This window comes from Patescibacteria group bacterium (genome assembly GCA_041650895.1).
Classification (GTDB): Bacteria; Patescibacteriota; Patescibacteriia; order 2-01-FULL-39-33; family 2-01-FULL-39-33; genus CAISTG01.
Genome location: JBAZKF010000001.1, coordinates 770,161 through 791,005, shown reverse-complemented (window position 1 = coordinate 791,005; position 20,845 = coordinate 770,161). Strand labels below are relative to the sequence as shown.

The window sequence follows — 20,845 nt, the reverse complement described above, 5'->3', positions numbered from 1 at the left end:
AAATTAAATTCCTAACTGCTTAGTCCAACCGAAAATATCTTCGGCATTATTCATAATCACCTGGAATACCGACTCTTTTTGTTTGGGCGTTAAAACAGTAAAAACATTAGAAGTAGCTTCATTGCCGCCCGAATCAGCGCTTACTATTTTAAAACGATAAATCATTCCGGACTCGAATTTGGTGATTACGGCGATATGTTTTTTAGTATAATTACTGTCTAAAGCCGTTTCCTCCCAAGCCTGTTCATCAACCGGACCAACGCCTTTTTGATAATAGACTTTACCAGTTGATAATTCGTTAGTCAGCCAAGAAATAATTGTCTGCACATTTGATTCCTTGCCCACCGACAAAGCAGAGTCAGTTTGCACTTGATAGATTACCGGCGGTAGATCGTCTTGGCCGGTAGAAAATGTCTCAATTTTCTTGCTGATTATCTGGCCGGCCGGATCTTTGCCGGATAATTCAATTTCATAAACCACACCTGATTCAAAATCACTTACAGTTATCTCGTGAATTGTGGAAAAGGCTTTACTTTTTACGGTTTTCATTTCTTCAACCGCTAGCTTACCTCCGCGATACGGCACATATTTAACTTGGGAATCGGTCTCAATATTAGTAACCCAGCGGAAAATAGCTCTCTCCGTACTGATATTTTCCACAGCATAAGTGTTTATTTCCAATTCCTTCCTTAAAGTCTTAAAGCTAAAATTTTCCGAACGGCTGTCTGAGCCCAATTGAGTACGACTCCTAACCTGATAATAGTAGATAGTTTCCGGTTCCAGATCGGAAATCGTAATTATATGGAGTTGAGTCAATTCATTGGATTTGCCGATCACCTGCAAATAGGCATCGTCTTTTTTGGTGCTATCATAACTATCTGCCGGAGAAATCGCTACGAGGGAGTTTGATTCCTTGTCGGTTCGCCAAGTGATAGTGGCGGTATTAGCAGTAACCAAAACTTTCGGTTCGCCGGACAATAATGGTGCCGGGATGGCATTAGATAATTGCCTGATTAAATTGTATTGCGCACTCAATGCGTCTTCCAGTGCCCCAATAGAAACATTTAAAGCCAACTGACTGATGATTTCTCCGGCTTTATTGACGACCGACATTAACAGTTGGTTACTATCTCCCCCGATGGTTTGCGCCAAAGAACTGATTTCATTCAAGCCACTATCTAAAGCAAATGTTTTGTTGTCTGACCGCGACAAATTACCGTATTGATCCTGACTAACCACCCGATAATTATAAATACTGCCTGACTGTAAATTATTAATACTGACCGTATGATTGGAAACAGCATCAAATTGCCCGGCGATTAAATTAAAAGATTCATCCACGCTATATTCCACAAAACTGTTGCTATTTTCATTAGTTTTCCAAGTAACTTTTATTTTTCCCTCCGTCTCTTTAATGGCGGAAACGTCAGTTATAATGGGTTTTGTGGTATCGTTTGAAGAACCACCGCCTCCACCGCAGGTCGGGCAAACTGGACACTCAGCAGCTTCGGCAGCTCCTTCCAAACGAGCTAGCTCTTCGCGAGTAATCACGATAGATTCCTCGGATAAAGTTTCTAAAGTAGTAAAATCATATTCGGTGGTGCTGGTAGAAATATTACCGCTAGCATCAACCGATACCACGATATAAAAATATTCGGTACTAGTGGTCAAGCCAAACAATGCCACGGCATGATTTGTAGTTTGCGCGGTATCGGCGCTGGAAGAAGAGTAAGAACCGGTGGAGGTGCCAAAATAAACCGCCGAATCGGATAACTCATTAGTGCTCCAATTAATTAAAACAGCCACGTCGGTAATAATCGATTCTGTAATATTACTGATAACCGGGGGTACGCCGTCATTAGTGGTAATAAACGAATAATAATCCCCTGCATTATTAGCTACACCAACACCGGATTTAACATAATAATAATAAGTAGTGCCGGCTGAAAGACCAGTAACAACAACTTCATGATTGGTAACGGCTGTGGCTGAACCAGAGTAACTGGAGTTGGTCAAATCGGAAGAAGTGGAATAATAAACATAGGAATCGGCGGTGTCATTAGTGGTCCAAACAATAGTCGCTCCGGAATTACTGACTTGGCTCACTGCCACATCAGAGATAGCCGGACCAGACAAAGTGGTAAAATCATAATTGCCGCCATCATTATCGTCAATTGCTTCAATGTCGCCGATATCAGTGGAACGAACCCTAAAATAATAGTGAGTACCGGGACTAAGCCCGCTTAATACTACTTGATGCGCGCCGATACCGGTGGCATTATCCACCATACTAACCGAGCCGACAGTAGTATTTAGATCTAATGGGCTTGTTGAATAATCAACATAAGACTTAGATAGTTCGTCCGTATCCCAAGTGATAACTACTGATTGTGTGCTGACAGTAGAAGTGGCCACATTAGAAATTGTCGGGGGAGTAGTATCTGTTCCACCTTGGCCGTTAGGCTCATCGGATATAACACTAGAAAAAGCGGAAACATTACCATCGCCATCAGCCGTTGCCACCTTATAGTAATAAGTAGCACCAACGCTCAAGTTTTTATGAAAGTAATAGTTAATGGCTCGATCCTCAATGAGGGGTAGTAAAGAATAATTTTCTCCGTCAGTCGAATAATAGATTTTATAATCATGGAAAGGCAGAGAAACTGCTTTCCAAACGATGAATTCCTGATATTCACTCGTGTCCAAATTGGACACATCGCGAATAATCATATTAATCGGCTTCTCCGGAGTTACTGCGTTATCGGAAGAAACATTGCCAAATTTATCTCGGAACTTTACATAAACCGTATCCGGAGAACTTAACCCATCTATAGTGTCGCTGGTAGCATAATCCTTGCAGTTGGTTAGAGAGTTGTCCAAACTAATACACATCTGCAACCCGGATAAAGTATCATCAGAAGCGTTCAAAGTCAAAACGGCTGGAGACTGGGAAGCATCAACTATAATTGACGGATCACCCAGTGTCGGATCTTTAACATCCAAAGTAAAAATTTCAGAAATTCCCGTAGCAGTGCTATTGGCTCCTTCCAAATCGCTAATAGTAACTCTAACTCTGAATTCCTCGGAATAAGTGCCATCAATTTGTTCCTTGGCATTCCAGGTGACTGTTGAGGTTGTATAAGTTGAAGAGGCAACAGTTAGGGAAGAAGTGGCGCCAGCCGATAATCCAGCTGTAATCGGATTCCAATTCGCCCCGCCATCAATAGAATATTCAAAAGACGGCACCACGCAATTGGGACAAGCTACCCCAGTAGAAGCAGTATCGCGATCTTTTACTGAATAAGCTATTCCCACTAATCCGTCGCTTTCTCGCTGTGAGACAGTGGGATCGTTCTCAAATTCCGGTGCCGCATTAACCACATAAACTAAATTAAAATCACTTAGAGTCGGCGTCTCATCGCCGGCAGAAGTGAGATAAACTTTATATTGAATCCATTGATCGTCACTGCGATCATTATGCAAAGAGTTAATTTCATTATCGCCGTCGGCCGAGGAATAATAAGTGGAAGTTCCGGTCGGCCCCAACCAATCAGTCCAGACGCCATCGGAACTAGAGGCAGTGCGAAGCTGAAATTTAACATTAGTACCGGTGGGCAAATCCTCAGTCCAAGATAAATCGCCCAGGATCACGCTGACATCTTCCGTGTTAAAGGGGGAAGAAACCAAAGTCTGACTAGTGGGATAAGAGGAATAGGCCACGGCTACCGACTCTACAACCGGCGAAACATCCGGATCTGATGAAGCAAAAGAAAGATAATACTGCAAATAACGCTCACCGTCGGTAATGCAATTATTAGAGGATGGATCATGATTACTGGTTAAGGCGTTACAACTAACCCAGTCAGTTGCTCCGGACATATCGGAATTAGCTGATGACCTTGCCTTTACTGATAAGGATGTGCTACCAGGAACAGCAGAATCAAAATAAATATTAGTAAATTCTTTATTAAAAGTAGTATCAATAATACTAGACTCAAAAGTACCCGAGGAGACATAACCAGAAACATTAAGAATTTCTAAACCCGTAGCTACTGAAGCAAGATATACATTATTTCCTACAACTTTAACATCTTCAATGTTAGTAACTGAGAAATAAGAGTTGACTAAGCGTGGATTAGCAGGATCTTCTACATCTATAATTTGTAAACCACCATTTGTATCAGCCACGTAAGCATAATTGCCAGAGATATCAACTCTGGCAGATGAACCAAAAGTATTGAAAGTCCCTATAAGGATCGGGTTGGTGGAACTAGAGATGTCAATTATCTGTAAGCCAGACGCGCTATCAGCCACGTAAGCATAATTACCAACTATTGAAATTCCACGAGCTGCGCCGGAAGTATTATAAATTCCCTTATAAGCTGGAGAGGCTGGATTACTAATATCAATAATCACCAAGCCTAAGTCATTATAAGCTATATAAGCGTAGGAACCAGAAATTTTAACGTCATAAACAGCCTTGCCAGCAGTGTGAACATAAGTAGCGGTCAGTGACGGACTAGCAACATTAGAGACATCAATTATCTGTAAACCGGCAGTATTATCGGCCACATAGGCATAGTTACCATTTACATCTACTGCCCAAGAATTTCCGGTAGTGTCGTAGTTACCGGCGACGACAGGACTAGCTGGATTAGAAACATTGATAATCTGCAAACCAGAACCATAAGCAGCAAGATAGGCATAAGTGCCAGAAGCATAAACGCCATAACCATTTCCAATAGAACCAAGAGTGCCGACTAAGCTTGGGGATGCCGAATTAGAAATATCAACAATTTGCAATCCAGATCCATCATCAGCTACATAAGCATAATCACCAGATACATAAACCCCTCTAGCGTTGCCGCTACTATTATATACTCCTGTTTGACTGACTGGAACATAGGGAGTACTGCTAATATCATAAATTGTAAATCCCGAATTACGTTCTGCTACATAAGCATAATTACCAGAGACAAAAACTCTCTGGGCTTCACCACCATAATTAATATTGGCATTGCTGGCTAAAGTTGGGGCCGTAGAAGAAGAAACATCAATTATCTGTAATCCAGCAGTATTATCAGCCACATAAGCATAATTTCCAGATAGCATTACACCAAAAGACTGGTTTGGAGTATTATAGATACCAACCACCGAAGCACTGGCCAAAACAGTAATATTTACCACCTTTAAACCATTGTCGTCATCAGCTACATAGGCGTAGCTGCCAGAAAGGTACACGCCACGAGCCTTGTTTAGTGAAGTTGTGACCGCTTTAGTTAATGTTGGGTTGGTGGAACTGGAGATATCAATTATTTGTAAACCACCATTATTATCAGCCACATAAGCATAGCTTCCAGAAACAACAACGTCGTAAGCTCTCCCTGGAGTATTGTAAGTCCCCACCAAAGACGGGGAAGCTGGATTAGAAATATCAATTATTTTCAGTCCATTATCGCCATCAGCCACATAAGCATAACTACCTGAGATGGCAACCTTATAAGCATTATAAAACCCAGTCGTATATGCTCCAATCAAGCTAGGGCTGGCAGGATTAGTAATATCTACAATAGCTAACCCACTTCCCCCATCTGCAACATAGGCAGTAGAACCGATTACAATCACCCCATAAGCTGCTCCCGGACTATTGTAAGTTCCGACAATAGTTGGATTAGTTGGATCTGATATATTAACAACCCTAAGTCCGCTCGCAGCATCGGCCACATAAGCATATATACCAGACACAAAAACATCTAAAGGTTGAGTTATGGTTGGAGAAGATAAATGACTCTTTAATTTTGTTGACCAATCTGTTGGTAAAAATTGAGTAGCCAAAGAAAGATCGGCTGATGAACCGCTACCATTAGTCTGCGTGCTATCAAAAGTTCCGGTTGAAAAATCAGAGTCGCTATCATCAGTGGAGGTAGTCATCTGCTGAACCAAGCTTAGACTGGTACCGGCATAAATGTATTCATCTTTACTATAAAATTTATTCCAACCGGTTCTATCGTTACTGTGGCTAGAAGTGGCGTTAGTATCGGCTCCTCCCGACCAATCAGTTTGAATAAAAGTATAAGTAGCGGCGGAAGTGGAGAAAATAAACGGTAGAAGTAAAGAAACGAATAGCCCTGACCCGATAGAAATAACGAAAACAAAAAAAGAACCGACAAAAGATTGATAAAAAGCTTTTTGTTTTTTCTGCTGATGAATTAAGTAATACTCTTGCAAATATAACTCGGCGACCACTTGATGTTTTTTGGTCCTCTTGAGAGGAAATTTGATACCCAACGGCTGACCGGCGTCGACTAGACTATTAAATCCCCTATCAGTGCTGGTTAAAAGCAAAAATAAAAAATGCCAAAATCTAAAAGAAGCTTTGGCTAAATGATTACTGCTTTTTAGATTAAGTTTATCCTTGGCTTTAAGACATTTGCGGATAAAAAAATCGTCTAATACCGGAAAAATCTTATCGGTTTTACGCAAGTAAAAAACAAAAAAATTAAATACCCCCAATAACGACAAGAATAACCCCCAATAACCCAAAAAATAACACAAAAAAAACATTACAATCACGGCGATTATGAAAGAAAAAAAATCTAACAACTTTCCAACAAACAATTTCATTGAAATAAGACAACTTTATTAACTCTTAATTATTATTATTATAACATAAAAACAATAATTACTCCAAATATTGTTTAATCTTATTAATAATCAAAACTTATTTTTAAAAAACCGCCTTTTTTAGAAGAAAAGCGGTTTTCCGTTATATTCTAAATAATCAAACTATCAGGTTTTGTAAGTTGGGATCACTAAATCTGAAAAAAATGACAACCAATGGTGGCGATGATTTTAATTAGAATTCATTCTTTATTTTTTAAGATCTATACTCCTCGAATCAGAAAAACAAAAAAGATTGAAGAACGTCAAAAATGCCGACAGTTAAAAATGCCGACAATTGGTACAAAAAAACAAAGCCGTACGAAAATTTAACTAAGTAAGAATTTAAAAAAAATTACCATCCGCCGATAAAAATCTGTTACATTCGATAGGATTTAATCTGTAACAACTACTACCATCAACTTTAATAGCGCTCAAAATGAGTACTCTTTTTATTGATAATAATTATTTGACAAAAATAATGAAAAATGATAGGGTCAAATGATTAGTTCTTTACAAAAAAACGGAGGATTACGTAATGAACAACCGCGGAGACGGCTTATTCATTGGGAAAAATCCGATCGCTAATAATAATCGGACTGACCCCTTACGAACAATTAACGACGAAGATGAGGCTAGATTTAATAATCAAGAATTATTGTGTAAAGCGCAAAAAAACTTTTTCGAAATGACAATTGAAAGTATTAATATTGCTCGTGTCAAAAAAAAGCAAACTAGTTTAGCGAGTAAATTTTCTCGCCTGACTCGAGATGGCTATGTTTCATATCTACTAGAAAACATCAATTGGTCATTGCATCAAGAAAACCAGCAACAAGCTCTAGACTTATTCCGACGCCTGCGTAATAATTTTTTCTTGATTACCCAATCAGAAATACACGGACAACAAATAATTATTAAAATTCTGGAATCGCTATTATTTGAATTGTGTTTAAGGGAATATCCCAATATTCGAGAAAAGCTAGTTATTGTCTTGTTTGATTTTGACAAGCTTTTAGCGCAAAAAATCGATCAGACAACCCAGCCGGCCGGATTAATAAAAATTGCTCAAGTCATAACCGGAAAAACCGTTACGCTTATCGGCCACAATGAAGAAACAGGAAGATTGCAATTACAATTGGAACACCAATCCGGACAATTGCTTTTGACCGGTCCGACTCAGCCAGATGCTAAAATCACCAAACAGATTTTTAAGCCACAGTATCCTGGACATATCTCTAACCCAGAATCAATTGCTACCAATATTGATCATTTGGTAAAAAGTGGTTTCGATATTTTTGAGGGTTTATCAACTTCTCAGAAAAACAACAAAGAGGTTGAGGCTTTAGGCCAACTTTTTACTGCTCTCTGTCATATTATAGATGATAAAATACCGCTCTATGCCATTACTGACAGCAAAGAGGCAAAAAAATCACTCAAACCATTCAAGACTCCGCAACGAGTTAAGGATGAGCGGTTAAACATATTTGGCAACATTTTAATGGCTTGTATAAAAAAACATCCTGAATTAAAAAAGACAATTACTAATGGAGTCAATAAACTAGCCCAAGCCAACAGTAAAATATTTGAAAGTTTGGAAATAGAATTTTTCTTTGAGCAGAGGTTTAAGAAAGAAACTCAGGCTGATAATATTCCTAAACCTCAAGCTGGTAAGCCAAACATAACTAATACAAAACCCAGCAAACCAGTTGAGTTAATCGCGAGGGAAGAAGACTTTTCAACTCTAGAACCACTTGACCGCTTAGAAAAGATCTATCTTTCTAACTCTATTGATTTTCGTCAACTCGCTGATTATGACCCTTACGCGCGCGGTGTCTTGTCGCTGATACTCTGCGGCAAAAAGAATCCTCTACCTGAAGAACTTACTGCCGGCTATCGAAAGTGGCAACAATTAGTCCATCCGGATAAAACCAAGGACGAAATGGCTCTTAAGTTTTCCAAATTGATCACTGGAATCGGTACGCTATCCCGAAAACAGGAATTTATCCGAGAGGAAGCTTGCCAAGCCGTAACTGAATTATTTGAACTGGTCAAGCAACTCTTTGAAACTCATTCAGTAACTATTATTCCGCGCCAGGGATATAAACGGATAGTCTTTAGCGAAATAACAATCAAAGAATTGTTAGCTAGGGAGAACAACCAGCCAGAAGATATTACAGTTGTTTTCCATGGCCAAGTCGTAGATTCAGCTGACTTTGAAAAAGTTAAACTGAAATCAGGCGATACGGTTGAAATCGTAACTTTTTAAATTAAAAAGACGAGGCATCAAAACCTCGTCTTTTATAATTTATTTAAAATTTAAACCACGATACTGATCATTCTACCTTTAACGAAGATTACTTTCTTCGGCTCGCCGGTCAAATATTTCTTTACATTATCATCGGCTAAGGCCGCGGCTTTGGCCGTCTCTTCTGTTACATTTGTCGGCAAAACCAATTTGGCTCTAACCTTACCATTAACCTGAACTGGGATTTCCTTTTCGGTGTCAATAACTTTGGCCGGATCATACTGCGGCCACGACTCTTTAAAAATACTAGCTGTATGGCCAAGTTTTTCCCACAATTCCTCCGTCAAGTGCGGTGCAAAAGGAGAAAGAATAATTAGAAATTTCTCCCACTGTTCCTGACTGGCAGTTTTTACTTCTTGAACCTTATTTATTAGCACCATCATGGACGAGATGGCGGTATTATAACTCATCACCTCAATATCATCGCCGACTTTCTTAATGGTTTTATTAAGCAAAATCTCTACCTCGCTATTTTCTTCCCTACCTAAAGTTTGCTGACCGATATCCCACACTTTATTTAAAAACCGATGTACGCCTAGAATATTCTTAGTGCTCCAGGGCTTCGTATCTTCCAAAGGACCTATGAACATTTCATACAGACGGAAGGTATCAGCGCCATATTCTTTTAAGATGTCATCGGGGTTAACCACATTGCCTCGGGATTTAGACATTTTCTCACCGTCCTCGCCCAAAATCAAACCTTGATTAATTAGTTTGGTAAATGGCTCTTCAAAAGGCATCACGCCAATATCAAATAAAGCCATATTCCAAAATCTGGCATAAAGCAAATGCAAAACCGCATGCTCGGCTCCGCCCAAATATAGATCGACTGGCAACCAATATTTTAATTTCTTCTGGTCGGCAAAAACTTTATTATTATGCGGATCAATGTACCTGAGCCAATACCAAGATGAACCAGCCCATTGTGGCATTGTATTGGTTTCGCGTTTAGCCGGACCGCCGCATTTCGGGCAAATCGTATTCACCCATTCATCAATAGTTGCCAGTGGCGACTCACCAGTTCCCGTCGGCTCGTATTTCTCCACTTCCGGCAAAACCAAAGGTAGATCTTTCTCAGCCATAGGTACAATTCCGCATTTCCCGCAGTGCACTAAAGGAATCGGCTCACCCCAATAACGCTGACGCGAGAACACCCAATCGCGTAATTTATAATTAACCGCTTTTTTACCAACACCCTGTTTTTCCAACCAATCAGCCATCTTACCAATAGCTTCTGCCGGCACTAAGCCATTAAGAAATCCGGAATTAATCATGATACCGTTGTCAACATCGGTATAGGCCATATCGCCTTTTCTGATACGTTCCTGCCAAATATCCATTTCCGCATGCACCATGAATTCATTAGTCAGTTTTTCCGGTTCCAACCATAAGATTTCATTCTGCGCTTCTTTTTCTTCTTCCGCTATCTCATCTTGTTTGTCATCAACCAAATCAAACTGCACCAAATTAGTGAAAGAAACACGATTAACATTTTTATGATTAGCAAAATACTCAGCGCGCACCTGCCCGCCCAAGACCTTACCGTTGGTCAAATGCTTATAACCGGTTTCCTCCAGCACTTCCCGCTTAGCGGCTTCAAGCAACCCTTCATTTTCACCGATCCCTCCCATGGGAAAAGTAACCCAATTATATTTTTTTGAGTGAAGGCAAAGGATTTTGCCTGTCTTGGGATTGCGAACAACGACTTGGACATTTTTTCGTTCTATCTTTTCCTTGCCGTCTACCGGTGGATTCCTTTTGTCAACTCTTTCCGGGACAATCACTTCAATAATCGGCAAATCAAACTTTTTAGCAAACTCAAAGTCACGTTCATCGTGCGCCGGCACAGCCATGATCGCACCGGTGCCATAGGTCGCCAAAACATAATCAGAAATCCAAATCGGAATTTCAGTGTTATTGACTGGATTAACCGCCTTCACCCCCCTTAATTCCACACCAGTTTTGTTTTTATTTAATTCTGTTCTTTCCAAATCTGATTTATTTTTCGCTTCCTTAATATAATCTTCAACCTCAGAGAAATTACTAATTTTGTCTTTCAACTCTTGAACTAATTTATGCTCTGGCGCTAAAACCATATAGGTAGCACCAAATAAAGTATCGGGACGCGTAGTATAAACTCTAATTTGTTCTTCACTATTACTAATTTTAAAATCAACTTCCGCACCCTCGCTTCGGCCAATCCAATTTCTCTGCAAGGCTTTGATTGACTCCGGCCAATCCAATTCATTAATCCCTTCCAATAATCTATCGGCGTAGGCGGTAATCTTCAACATCCATTGACGTAAATCTTTTTTCTCCACTGTTGTGCCGCAACGGTCACATTTGCCGTCTTTAACTTCTTCATTGGCCAAGCCGGTCTTGCAGGACGGACAAAAATTAATCGGCACCGTAGCCTCATAAGCCAAACCCTTTTTAAATAATTGCAAAAATATCCACTGTGTCCATTTATAATATTTAGGATCAGTCGTATCCACTTCCCTGTCCCAATCATAAGAAAAACCCAAACTCCGAATCTGACGCCTAAAAGTAGTTACGTTGGCTTCAGTAGTAATGCGCGGATGAGTACCCGTCTTTATGGCGTAATTTTCCGCCGGCAAACCGAAAGCATCCCAACCCATAGGATGTAAAACATTAAAACCCCTTAAACGCAAGTAACGGGAATAAATGTCAGTTGCCGTGTACCCCTCGGGATGACCGACATGGAGTCCGGCTCCCGACGGATAAGGAAACATATCCAAAACATACTTTTTAGGCTTGACGCTGAAGTCTTCGGCTTGATCAATTTTGGTGTTCAACCACTTGTCTTGCCATTTTTTTTCTCCGCCTGAAACGACGAATTCTTTGTATGAAGCCATAAAAAACGCTTTAATTTAGATATTTAAAGATTACCATAAACTAAGGCCTTTTTCAACAGCCATCTTTACCAATCAGAGATATTGACATTCTGGCCAAACTTTGCTATAATGATTTATTAACGATAGAACGTTGACATTTTGATAAAAAACCAAATAGAAGATTGTTTTAAGTTAGAAACATCGTAATTCCATAACATTATCCGAAAATAAAAAACCAACCAAGAAGGAGTGACAAATGACTAACAGTACTGATAAGACAAACGGTAGTGCTGATGGGCAGGAATCTGGCCACTTACATAAACACGAAAAGGCTACTCGCTATGCATTATTAGAACTTTGCGCTTGGGGCATTAGCAGGGACAGTCTAAAACACTTAGCGGATTACTGTTCCACTCGCCAATATCCGCTCCGACTTGATTTTAACGCTTACAGTGTCAAAGAACATCCGACAACAGATCTTAAAGCCTTAACCCCGCTTACCGCTGCTTGCGGCTTAATGTTGACCAGCAACTTCGCCAAGCGGAGCGAGGAAGACGAGCGGTTAGAAATCGTCAAGGAATTGCTACAGCTTAACGCCGACCCCAACTTTCAACCGACTGACGATTTCTGGACGTCACCGCTGATGATCGCGTCTTGGATTGGCTACGAAAAAATAACCGAACTGTTACTGCGACACAAAGCCAATGTTAATTTTACAGACCGCAATAATTCCACCGCCTTGATTTTCGCCGCTTCCAAAGGCCATGCCAAAATTGTTCAACAACTGCTTGACGACAACGCCGATGCCGAAATAATCAATGCCAACGGCATGTCGGCCATCCACTGCGCAGTAGCTCGAGCCCACATCCCGGTAATCAGAATTTTAATGAAAAATCAGGGTATTACTCCTGACGAACTAAGACTGATTGAAAAAAGCGTTTTTCGGACAGCTAACGTTAAAACGGGTAGCCCGACAATCACCCAGAATACCTATCCACTGCCCGGCTGATTATTAATAACCGGCACAACTATTTTACCTTAGTACTTTTTCCGTCCTCGCGAATCATTAACTCACGAGGATTTTTTATTTTACAAAAACCGCCCCAAAGGGGACGGTTCCAGTGGACTCTTCTTTTACAACCGTGCCAAACGGAATCATAACTCATCTTCCCGAAGTTCCTAAAACTAAAAACTGATTTATAATCGAATTATTTCAATATTTTTTTCAAGTATTGGCCGGTATAACTCTCCTTGACTTTCGCCACCTCATAAGGTGTGCCACTAGCTACCACATAACCGCCTTTTTCCCCGCCTTCCGGACCCAAATCAATTACCCAATCAGCTGACTTTATCACCTCAAGATTATGTTCAATGATCAGCACTGAATTATCCTTGTCGGCCAAACGATTCAAAACATGCAATAAGCGTTTAATATCCTCAAAATGCAAACCCGTGGTCGGCTCATCCAGGATATACAGGGTCTTACCGGTCGGACGGCGGGATAATTCCGTCGCCAACTTAACACGTTGCGCTTCACCACCGGACAAAGTGGTGGCAGGCTGCCCCAACTTGAGGTAACCCAAACCGACTTGATCAAGGATATCAAGTTTATCAATAATCTGATCATGGCCGGAGAAAAATTTCTTAGCCTCGGTCACTGACATAGCTAAAACATCGGCAATATTCTTACCTTTATAATAAATTTCCAAGGCGTCATGATTGTAGCGCTGGCCGTGGCATTCCTCACACTCCACATAGACATCAGGTAAAAATTGCATTTCAATCTTAACCATGCCATCCCCGCCGCAAGTCTCACAGCGACCTCCGCCTTTAACATTAAAAGAAAAGTGGCCCTGTTTAAATCCGCGCATCTTAGCTTCAGGCAATTCAGAAAATAAATCGCGAATATAAGTGAACACGCCGGTATAAGTCGCGGGATTGGAACGTGGCGTCCGGCCGATAGGCGACTGATTAATGTCAATCACTTTATCCAGATTCTCCAATCCTTTGATTTCTTTATGCTGACCTGGTAAATCTTTGGTGCGATAAAATCTGTTAGATAAGGCTTTAGCCAGAATCTCATTCATTAAAGTTGATTTGCCGCTGCCGGATACGCCGGTAATCACCACTAATTTACCCAGCGGTATCTTAGCGGTAATATTCTTCAAATTAAATTCTTTGGCGCCGATGATTTCAATAAACTTGCCATTGCCTTCGCGCAACTGGCTCTTGGCTTCAATACGCCTGACACCAGCCAAATACTGCCCGGTTAATGATTTTTTATTTTTCTTCACTTGACTAATCGTGCCTTCGGCCACCACTTCCCCACCTAAAGCGCCAGCGCCCGGGCCGATGTCAATCAGCCAATCGGAAGCCTCCATAATCTGTTCATCATGTTCTACGACAATCACCGAATTACCTTTATCACGCAAGGTCTTTAAAGTATTGATCAACTTTTCCGTATTGCGCGGATGCAAGCCGATAGACGGCTCATCCAGCACGTAAGTCACTGATTCCAAACCGGAACCGATTTGCACGGCCAGACGAATACGCTGAGCTTCACCGCCGGCCAAGGTATTGGCGGCGCGCGATAAAGTCAAATATTCCAAACCGACGTTTTTTAGGAATGACAATTTTTTCAACGCCTCGCGAATCAATTGCTTGGCTATCTTGCCTTCGCGCCTATCCTCCCATCTCTTAGTGAAACCAGAAAAAAATTCTTCCAAATCAGTCAAAGATAAATTAGTCACCTGGGAAATATTCTTGCCTTCCACTTTAACAGCTAGGCTTTCCGGCCGAAGCCTGGTGCCATGACAAGTGGGACAAGTAGATACGCGCATATAATCTTCCAGCGTTTTCTGCAGGTATTCCGATTTAGTGTCATTATATTTATCATCCAAAAATTTCAAGACACCGTCAAACAATAATGGTTTGCCGTCAATGGAATATTCCCGGCCGTCGCCTCCAAAAATCAAATCAACAATTTTTTCCGGCAACTCTGCCACCGGCACATTCAAAGAAAAATCGTGGGCTTCAGCGACCGCCTCCAATAATTTCATATTGGAATTCTGGCTGGCAAAATTACGCGACCAGGGCTTAATGGCGCCTTCGGCTAAAGTCAAACGCTTGTTGGGTATGATCAAATCGCGATCAGGATTCAACTTAACCCCCAAGCCGCGGCAAGACGGACAAGCGCCAAAAGGCGAATTAAAAGAAAAAGATCTTGGTTCTACCTCAGGAATGCTCAATTGGCATTTAGCGCAAAAATAATAAAGATTAAAAGGAATCTCTTGATTTTCACCGGAGGCCTGAGCGGAAGAAACGATAATATTTACAAAGCCGTTACTTAAATCCAAAGCCAAAAGCAAGGCCTTGTTCAGGCGCTGGAATGATACATCCTTATCATCCTGGGCTTTAATCTCTTTAGTGATAGGCAAATTATCAAGTTGTACCTCAATAGTATGCGATAAATCCTTGTCTAAAGACAGCTTACCGCCGGAGATTTCATGCGCTTGGTAAAAACTGCCGTCAATACGAAAAATTTCATGATTGACGCGCAGAAGGTTATCAATAATTTTGGTATGATTACCTTTCTTATTGATTACCACTGGCGACAATAGGGAAATGCGATTGCCTTCCGGCAATTTGGATAAACGTTCCAAAATCTGGCCAGGGGTTTGACGGGTTAAGGGTTCGCCGCACTTATGGCAATGCACCACGCCGACCTTGGCGTAAAGCAAACGCAAATAATCGTAAATCTCCGTTACTGTACCGACAGTAGAACGAGGATTAATAGAGGAAGATTTCTGATCAATGGCAATAGTCGGCGACAGCCCCTCAATCGAATCAACATCGGGCTTATCCATTAAATCTAAAAACTGTTTAGCATAAGAAGATAAGGACTCGGCATAACGTCTTTGCCCTTCGGCATAAACAGTATCAAAAGCCAATGACGATTTGCCTGATCCCGACAAACCGGTAATAACCACTAATTGGTCTTTGGGAATGTCCACGGAGATGTTTTTCAAGTTATTGACTCGAGCGCCACGGACACTGATCTGTTTGCGATTGGAAGGGAATGATTTAGGCATAAAATATTTTAGGATATGTCAACAAAAAGCATATCACAAACTGCCAGAGCAGTCAAGATGGAGCCGAAAATGACAAATGCGGACAAAAAAACCGCCGGAAACTCTTGCGAGTCCCGGCGGGGTAAATGTGCGGTTTAACGATGCGATTCAGTGGTTCAGGCGTGCGCCTCAGTAGCAAACTTATAGCGGAAAAGGATATTTTCTTTCGGCTCCTCCATAAGCAATGTTACGACACGCGCTTCCCATTGGAAGCTGGTTTTACGGTCCTCGCCATGAGTATCCTGGATCTGCTGAGCGGAAACCAATTCATTATACTTCACCCACTCCCCACGCTTCAGATAAGCCAGTCCATCCTCGCGTAGCGGCACCTGTGTCCAATGGACACGAGCCACCTCGCCGTCCGGCATTGCAATGGCGCCAAAACCGCGAGACAAATTCCAGAACAAGACCACGGAATGGTCACTTACTACCTCTCCCACCTCAACACAACTGATAGAGGGCGGGGGCGGGGGCGGATTCAGCATCAGTGCTTCCTCGGGCAAGATGCCGTCTTCGTTTTGCTGCCAACCAACGAACTGAGCGGCCAACCAGTCATTCAGTTGCGGCCAATCCACAGTCGGGAAATAAACGCCGGCGCCGTTCCAGACAGCCTGATGCTCACCAATTTTCTGTAAAGTGGCAAAAAATTCGCCATACTGACTGACGATGGCCGCCTGCCAGATTTGAACCCGGCCAAGCGAGTCAATTCCAACCAGATGCAGATTGTTATCTTGCGATTTACTCGTGAAGCACCCGTGCTTATCCGACCAGCTAACCGGCACTATCCGATTGAAATTGACGGTAACTTCCCGATCACCTTTAGCCCAATTGCCGGACCGTTTTTCAACCAAGTTACCCTTGCCATCGGCCAACAACACCGTCCAAGGCCGGAAAGTCAATTCGACTGGAGTGAAGGTGGTAACATCCAGCAACATTCGGCATGGATTATCCGGGCACTCCTCCAATGGAGTTACTTCGCCAGTCATGGGAACATTATTGAGTGTCCCATCAACTACAAATTGTGCGCAAACCACAACCTCCGCTCCACCAATTGCAGGAATAATTCCTGAAGCCTGATTCGTCATGTCTCATCTCCTTGGGTTGCCGGATTATTCCGGCTTGATTATGGATAAAACCGCCTGACTCACATTGTCAGACAGTAATAACACGATGAATGCTAACAATCGGGGCAGTAAGGTATGACATCTTCGGAAAACAATCTTTTTTTAGGTTGTTTGATTTGGCCGCACTCAAAGGCGATTCTCGCTGCCTCCTGACGGTTAACAAACTCCCCACCTTCAGTCACAAATCCCTGCTCCGCGCCAATAAAAAATCCAGGTGGCGCAAAACGACCGTATTTCTGGATAATCCTGCCGTGACGGCAGGCGGTAAATATCTTACCGTCCTTCCTAATTGCCGCCCAAACAATCATCATTCCTCCTGTTTGATATATCGCCCCGTCGGATAACCGCCGGCTTGATATTCCTCAACATACCCCGGCCTAAGTCGGTGATCAACCCAAACGCCGTAAATACACTGACAATGAAAATAACTCTTATAAGTCACTTCTAGTTTCCAAGCGGTCATTTCCAGCCAGGGTCTCGCCGATTCAAAATTATCGATAACATTCAATATCCTACTAGCTTCAGAAACACTGATTCCCTGAGTAGTGTACTCATAATCCCAATTAAACGGAATCCAAGAATGGTTACCAACAGTAATCGCTTCCTTAATGGGATCAATGATCGGCGACGGCTGATTATCTGCTTGTTCCGGATCCCGGGAGCACGAGGCTCCCACAATCATAACGATGATAATGAACCAGGCCATGCCGGTCGCTAAAGCCAGATTTTTCCAATTCTTACTCATTGTAAGGTTCTCCTTCAGCCATTACAGCCGAATTCAACTCGGGCTGATTCCCGAATTAATATATAATTATAGCAAATTTATATAATTTTGTCAATAGTTTTATCCACTCCGCCAGATAACTGATTATTTATCTAAATTTAAATAAAAAATCGCCCAACTAGAAAGTTAGACGATTTTTTAAAATTTAACTTACATTTACTTAATCTTGGTACGTAAGCCGAAAAAATACACCAGTGTCATTACCACCCAATAAATACCTCCAATAAATGATACAATCCAACCAAGAATAGGAATAATGGCGACTAAACTGCAAACAATCGGAACTAAAACCAAAATATAAAACCATTTCTTTTTGTCTTCATTAACCGCAATAAAAGCGGCTTTATCGGCCATGCCCCAGTGATAGATATTAATCAGACTCAAAACAGCCAAAACAATGCCGACGATTACGAAGACAACGCCGAAAATAGCCATAGCGCCCATCATGGCGCCCAGTCCGCCACCCATCATGGCTCCGGCTCCGGCCGGAATTTGACCGGCTTGAGCCGCCTCCATAGCCTGGCGTTGCAATTCTTGCAGTTGCGCCGCGTCAGGCATCGCTCCCGCAACTTGTAAAACTAATGCTAACATATTATCACCCCCTTTCTTTATAACTTATATTTAACTTGCCTAAATAAATTACCCGGCCAGAAACGAACAGGAAATATCATAATCTACATCAATCCGAATCTCTTGATATTCTCCTCGCAAATATCTTGCAGTTTTTTAAGTTCGGCTTCCGCGCCCGGCTTAAACAAATGCTTAAAGCGCTTCTGCAACTTCAAGAATTCTTCCACCGGCTTTTTCCGCGTAATCTTCATTTTGTTAGTCAGCTCGCCGTCAACATATTCCACGATCGGATAATAGCCGGTTTGCACGGCTAACTTGGCGACATTAATCGTATCCTTAGGATTTATACCCCAACCCGGAACACACGGTACGTACAATTGTAAATATTTTGGTCCCTTAACACTTAGCGCTTTCTTAACTTTGGCAACTAAATCAGCCGGATAACCGACGGTAGCCGTAGCTACATAAGGCACATGATGCGCCAAAGCGATGGCTACCATATCCTTCTTTCTGGTAGGATTGCCGAATGATTTTTTGCCGGCCGGCGCAGTGGTAGTATTAGCATCAAGCGGCGTAGACCCTGATGTCTGGTAACCGGTATTCTCATACGCTTCATTGTCGTAGCAGACGTACAAAACATTATCACCCCGTTCCCACATGCCGGAAATATGGCCCAAACCGATATCAAAAGTGGCACCATCGCCACCCAAGGCAATAACGTTCACTTCCTGATCTTTTCCTTCATGCTTTAGAGCATGATAAATACCGGAAGCCAGACAAGAGGGATTCTCAAATAATGAATGAATCCACGGTACCTTAAAAGCGGTCATGGGATATTGCGTCGTGGTTACCTCACTGCAACCGGTAGCGTTGGTCAAAATAGTATTGGGTCCGGCCGTATCAGTCACTAACCGAGCGGCAATAATCATACCGCAACCGGCGCAAGCCGAGTGCCCGGGATTAAGGATATGAGATAGGGGCGCTTTGTATTTTTTCATAGAATTATTTTCCGACAAAAATTGTTTGACTCTTAGTTTTCCCTGCCAACTTAACTGTCTGCTTAATCATTTCCTTGGTAATATCGCGGCCTCCCAACCCCATGATTGCGCCGACAATTTTGGCCTGGCTTCGACCATAAAAGTTGCGGCGGATCTCTCCAGCCAATATTCCCTCTTCGCCCAAGGACACTGACTTATCAATTACTAAAATATTTTTCTTTTTACCGATCAATTTAGATAATTCTTCAGTCGGGAAGGGCCGCAGGATACTGACTTTCACCACGCCAATTTTTTTGCCGGATTTTTTCAGTTCATCCGTCGCCTCTTTTACCGTCCCCAAGACTGAACCCATGGTCACCACTACAGTATCGGCGTTCTTATCGCCGTAGTAATCAACCAAAGAAAGACGGCGACCAAAAACCTTTGTAAACTCTACCATCTCTTTGGCGATTAACTTTTTACTGACCGCCAAGTCAGCATGCAATTCCTGACGAATTTCCATATAATGAGCCGGGGTGGCGAAAGCGCCGAAAGTTAAAGGATTCTTTACATCTAATCTTTCTGACGCCTTGAAATTCGGCAGATACTTTTTGATCTGTTTGCTTTCCGGAACTTCCACCGGTTCAACTACGTGGGTTAGAACAAAGCCGTCCAAATTAACCATAACCGGAATAAGCGCTTGTTCGGCCACCTTGTAAGCCAACACATGCAAATCCACCGTTTCTTGCATATCTTCGCCATAGAACATGATCCAGCCGGCATCGCGCATCGTAACCGCATCTTGCTGATCATTCCAAATATTAATCGGCGCCGAAATCGCACGATTGGCGTCAGTCATAACAATAGGCAAACGCATACCGGCAACATTGAATATCACTTCGGTCATCAGTAATAAGCCCTGCGAAGAGGTGGCGGTGTAAGTACGCGCGCCGGCAGCCGAAGCGCCGACAAGTATGGATAAAGCGGCAAATTCGCTTTCCGACCGGACGTATTCGTAATCCGCCTCGCCATCAGCCTTAAGCTTGGCCAAATCCTCAACGATATGCGTTTGAGGCGTAATCGGATAAGCCGAAACTACACCTACGCCGATATTCCTGATTGTTTCCGCGATCGCTCGCGATCCTTCCAATATTTTTTTCATATTATTTCTCTTCTTCCCTCATAGTTATGGCTTTAACCGGGCAGACTTCGGCGCAAATACCGCAACCCTTGCACCAATCCAAGTCCTTTTCATAAAAGAACTTGCCGGCTTTATTCTTCTCGCCCGTTTTAAAACAAATACCTTCCGGACAAACTTGTTCGCATAACGAACAACCTATGCACTTTTCGTGATCAATCTCCGGATAATGGCTCTCTCGCCAATTGCCTGTTTTGACTTGACTGGTAGTACCGGGCTTGGCTGTTATTTTTATCTTCATA

General features: G+C 42.2%; 12 protein-coding genes. 2 read left to right on the top strand and 10 right to left on the bottom strand.

What is annotated here, in order from left to right; translation table 11 throughout:
* Positions 1 to 3: 3 nt before the first annotated feature.
* On the bottom strand, positions 4 to 6,624 hold the full coding sequence (locus WC473_03960) for a fibronectin type III domain-containing protein (protein MFA5124945.1): 6,621 nt from the start codon (positions 6,622 to 6,624) through the stop codon (positions 4 to 6).
* A gap of 574 nt (positions 6,625 to 7,198) precedes the next feature.
* Between WC473_03960 and thiS the strand changes: the two genes are divergently transcribed.
* Positions 7,199 to 8,926 carry a sulfur carrier protein ThiS gene (gene thiS / locus WC473_03955; protein MFA5124944.1) on the top strand — a complete coding sequence of 576 codons (1,728 nt, stop codon included), beginning with the start codon at positions 7,199 to 7,201 and terminating at the stop codon, positions 8,924 to 8,926.
* Between the two features lie 50 nt (positions 8,927 to 8,976).
* Here the strand turns inward: thiS and leuS are convergent, their stop codons facing one another.
* The gene (gene leuS, locus WC473_03950) at positions 8,977 to 11,841 is read right to left on the bottom strand and encodes a leucine--tRNA ligase (GenBank protein MFA5124943.1); all 2,865 of its coding nucleotides are present in this window, start codon (positions 11,839 to 11,841) and stop codon (positions 8,977 to 8,979) included.
* 235 nt (positions 11,842 to 12,076) lie between these two features.
* Between leuS and WC473_03945 the strand changes: the two genes are divergently transcribed.
* On the top strand, positions 12,077 to 12,829 hold the full coding sequence (locus tag WC473_03945) for an ankyrin repeat domain-containing protein (protein ID MFA5124942.1): 753 nt from the start codon (positions 12,077 to 12,079) through the stop codon (positions 12,827 to 12,829).
* A gap of 199 nt (positions 12,830 to 13,028) precedes the next feature.
* On the opposite strand, the gene uvrA is transcribed toward WC473_03945, so the two are convergent.
* The 8 genes from uvrA to WC473_03905 form a co-directional block, all read right to left on the bottom strand.
* On the bottom strand, positions 13,029 to 15,911 hold the full coding sequence (uvrA, locus tag WC473_03940; protein ID MFA5124941.1) for an excinuclease ABC subunit UvrA: 2,883 nt from the start codon (positions 15,909 to 15,911) through the stop codon (positions 13,029 to 13,031).
* A gap of 155 nt (positions 15,912 to 16,066) precedes the next feature.
* Positions 16,067 to 17,035 carry a hypothetical protein gene (locus WC473_03935; GenBank protein MFA5124940.1) on the bottom strand — a complete coding sequence of 323 codons (969 nt, stop codon included), beginning with the start codon at positions 17,033 to 17,035 and terminating at the stop codon, positions 16,067 to 16,069.
* Positions 17,036 to 17,127: 92 nt separating this feature from the next.
* On the bottom strand, positions 17,128 to 17,385 hold the full coding sequence (locus tag WC473_03930) for a hypothetical protein (protein ID MFA5124939.1): 258 nt from the start codon (positions 17,383 to 17,385) through the stop codon (positions 17,128 to 17,130).
* Complete coding sequence (locus tag WC473_03925) at positions 17,382 to 17,819, bottom strand: hypothetical protein (GenBank protein ID MFA5124938.1); 438 nt, start codon at positions 17,817 to 17,819, stop codon at positions 17,382 to 17,384. The genes WC473_03930 and WC473_03925 overlap by 4 nt, the downstream gene beginning before the upstream one ends.
* A 195-nt stretch (positions 17,820 to 18,014) precedes the next feature.
* Positions 18,015 to 18,449: a hypothetical protein gene (locus WC473_03920; GenBank protein ID MFA5124937.1), complete on the bottom strand. Its 435-nt coding sequence runs from the start codon at positions 18,447 to 18,449 to the stop codon at positions 18,015 to 18,017.
* 83 nt (positions 18,450 to 18,532) lie between these two features.
* On the bottom strand, positions 18,533 to 19,426 hold the full coding sequence (locus tag WC473_03915; protein MFA5124936.1) for a thiamine pyrophosphate-dependent enzyme: 894 nt from the start codon (positions 19,424 to 19,426) through the stop codon (positions 18,533 to 18,535).
* A gap of 4 nt (positions 19,427 to 19,430) precedes the next feature.
* Positions 19,431 to 20,567 carry a transketolase C-terminal domain-containing protein gene (locus WC473_03910; protein MFA5124935.1) on the bottom strand — a complete coding sequence of 379 codons (1,137 nt, stop codon included), beginning with the start codon at positions 20,565 to 20,567 and terminating at the stop codon, positions 19,431 to 19,433.
* A gap of 1 nt (position 20,568) precedes the next feature.
* Complete coding sequence (locus tag WC473_03905) at positions 20,569 to 20,844, bottom strand: 4Fe-4S binding protein (GenBank protein MFA5124934.1); 276 nt, start codon at positions 20,842 to 20,844, stop codon at positions 20,569 to 20,571.
* Position 20,845 lies beyond the last annotated feature (1 nt).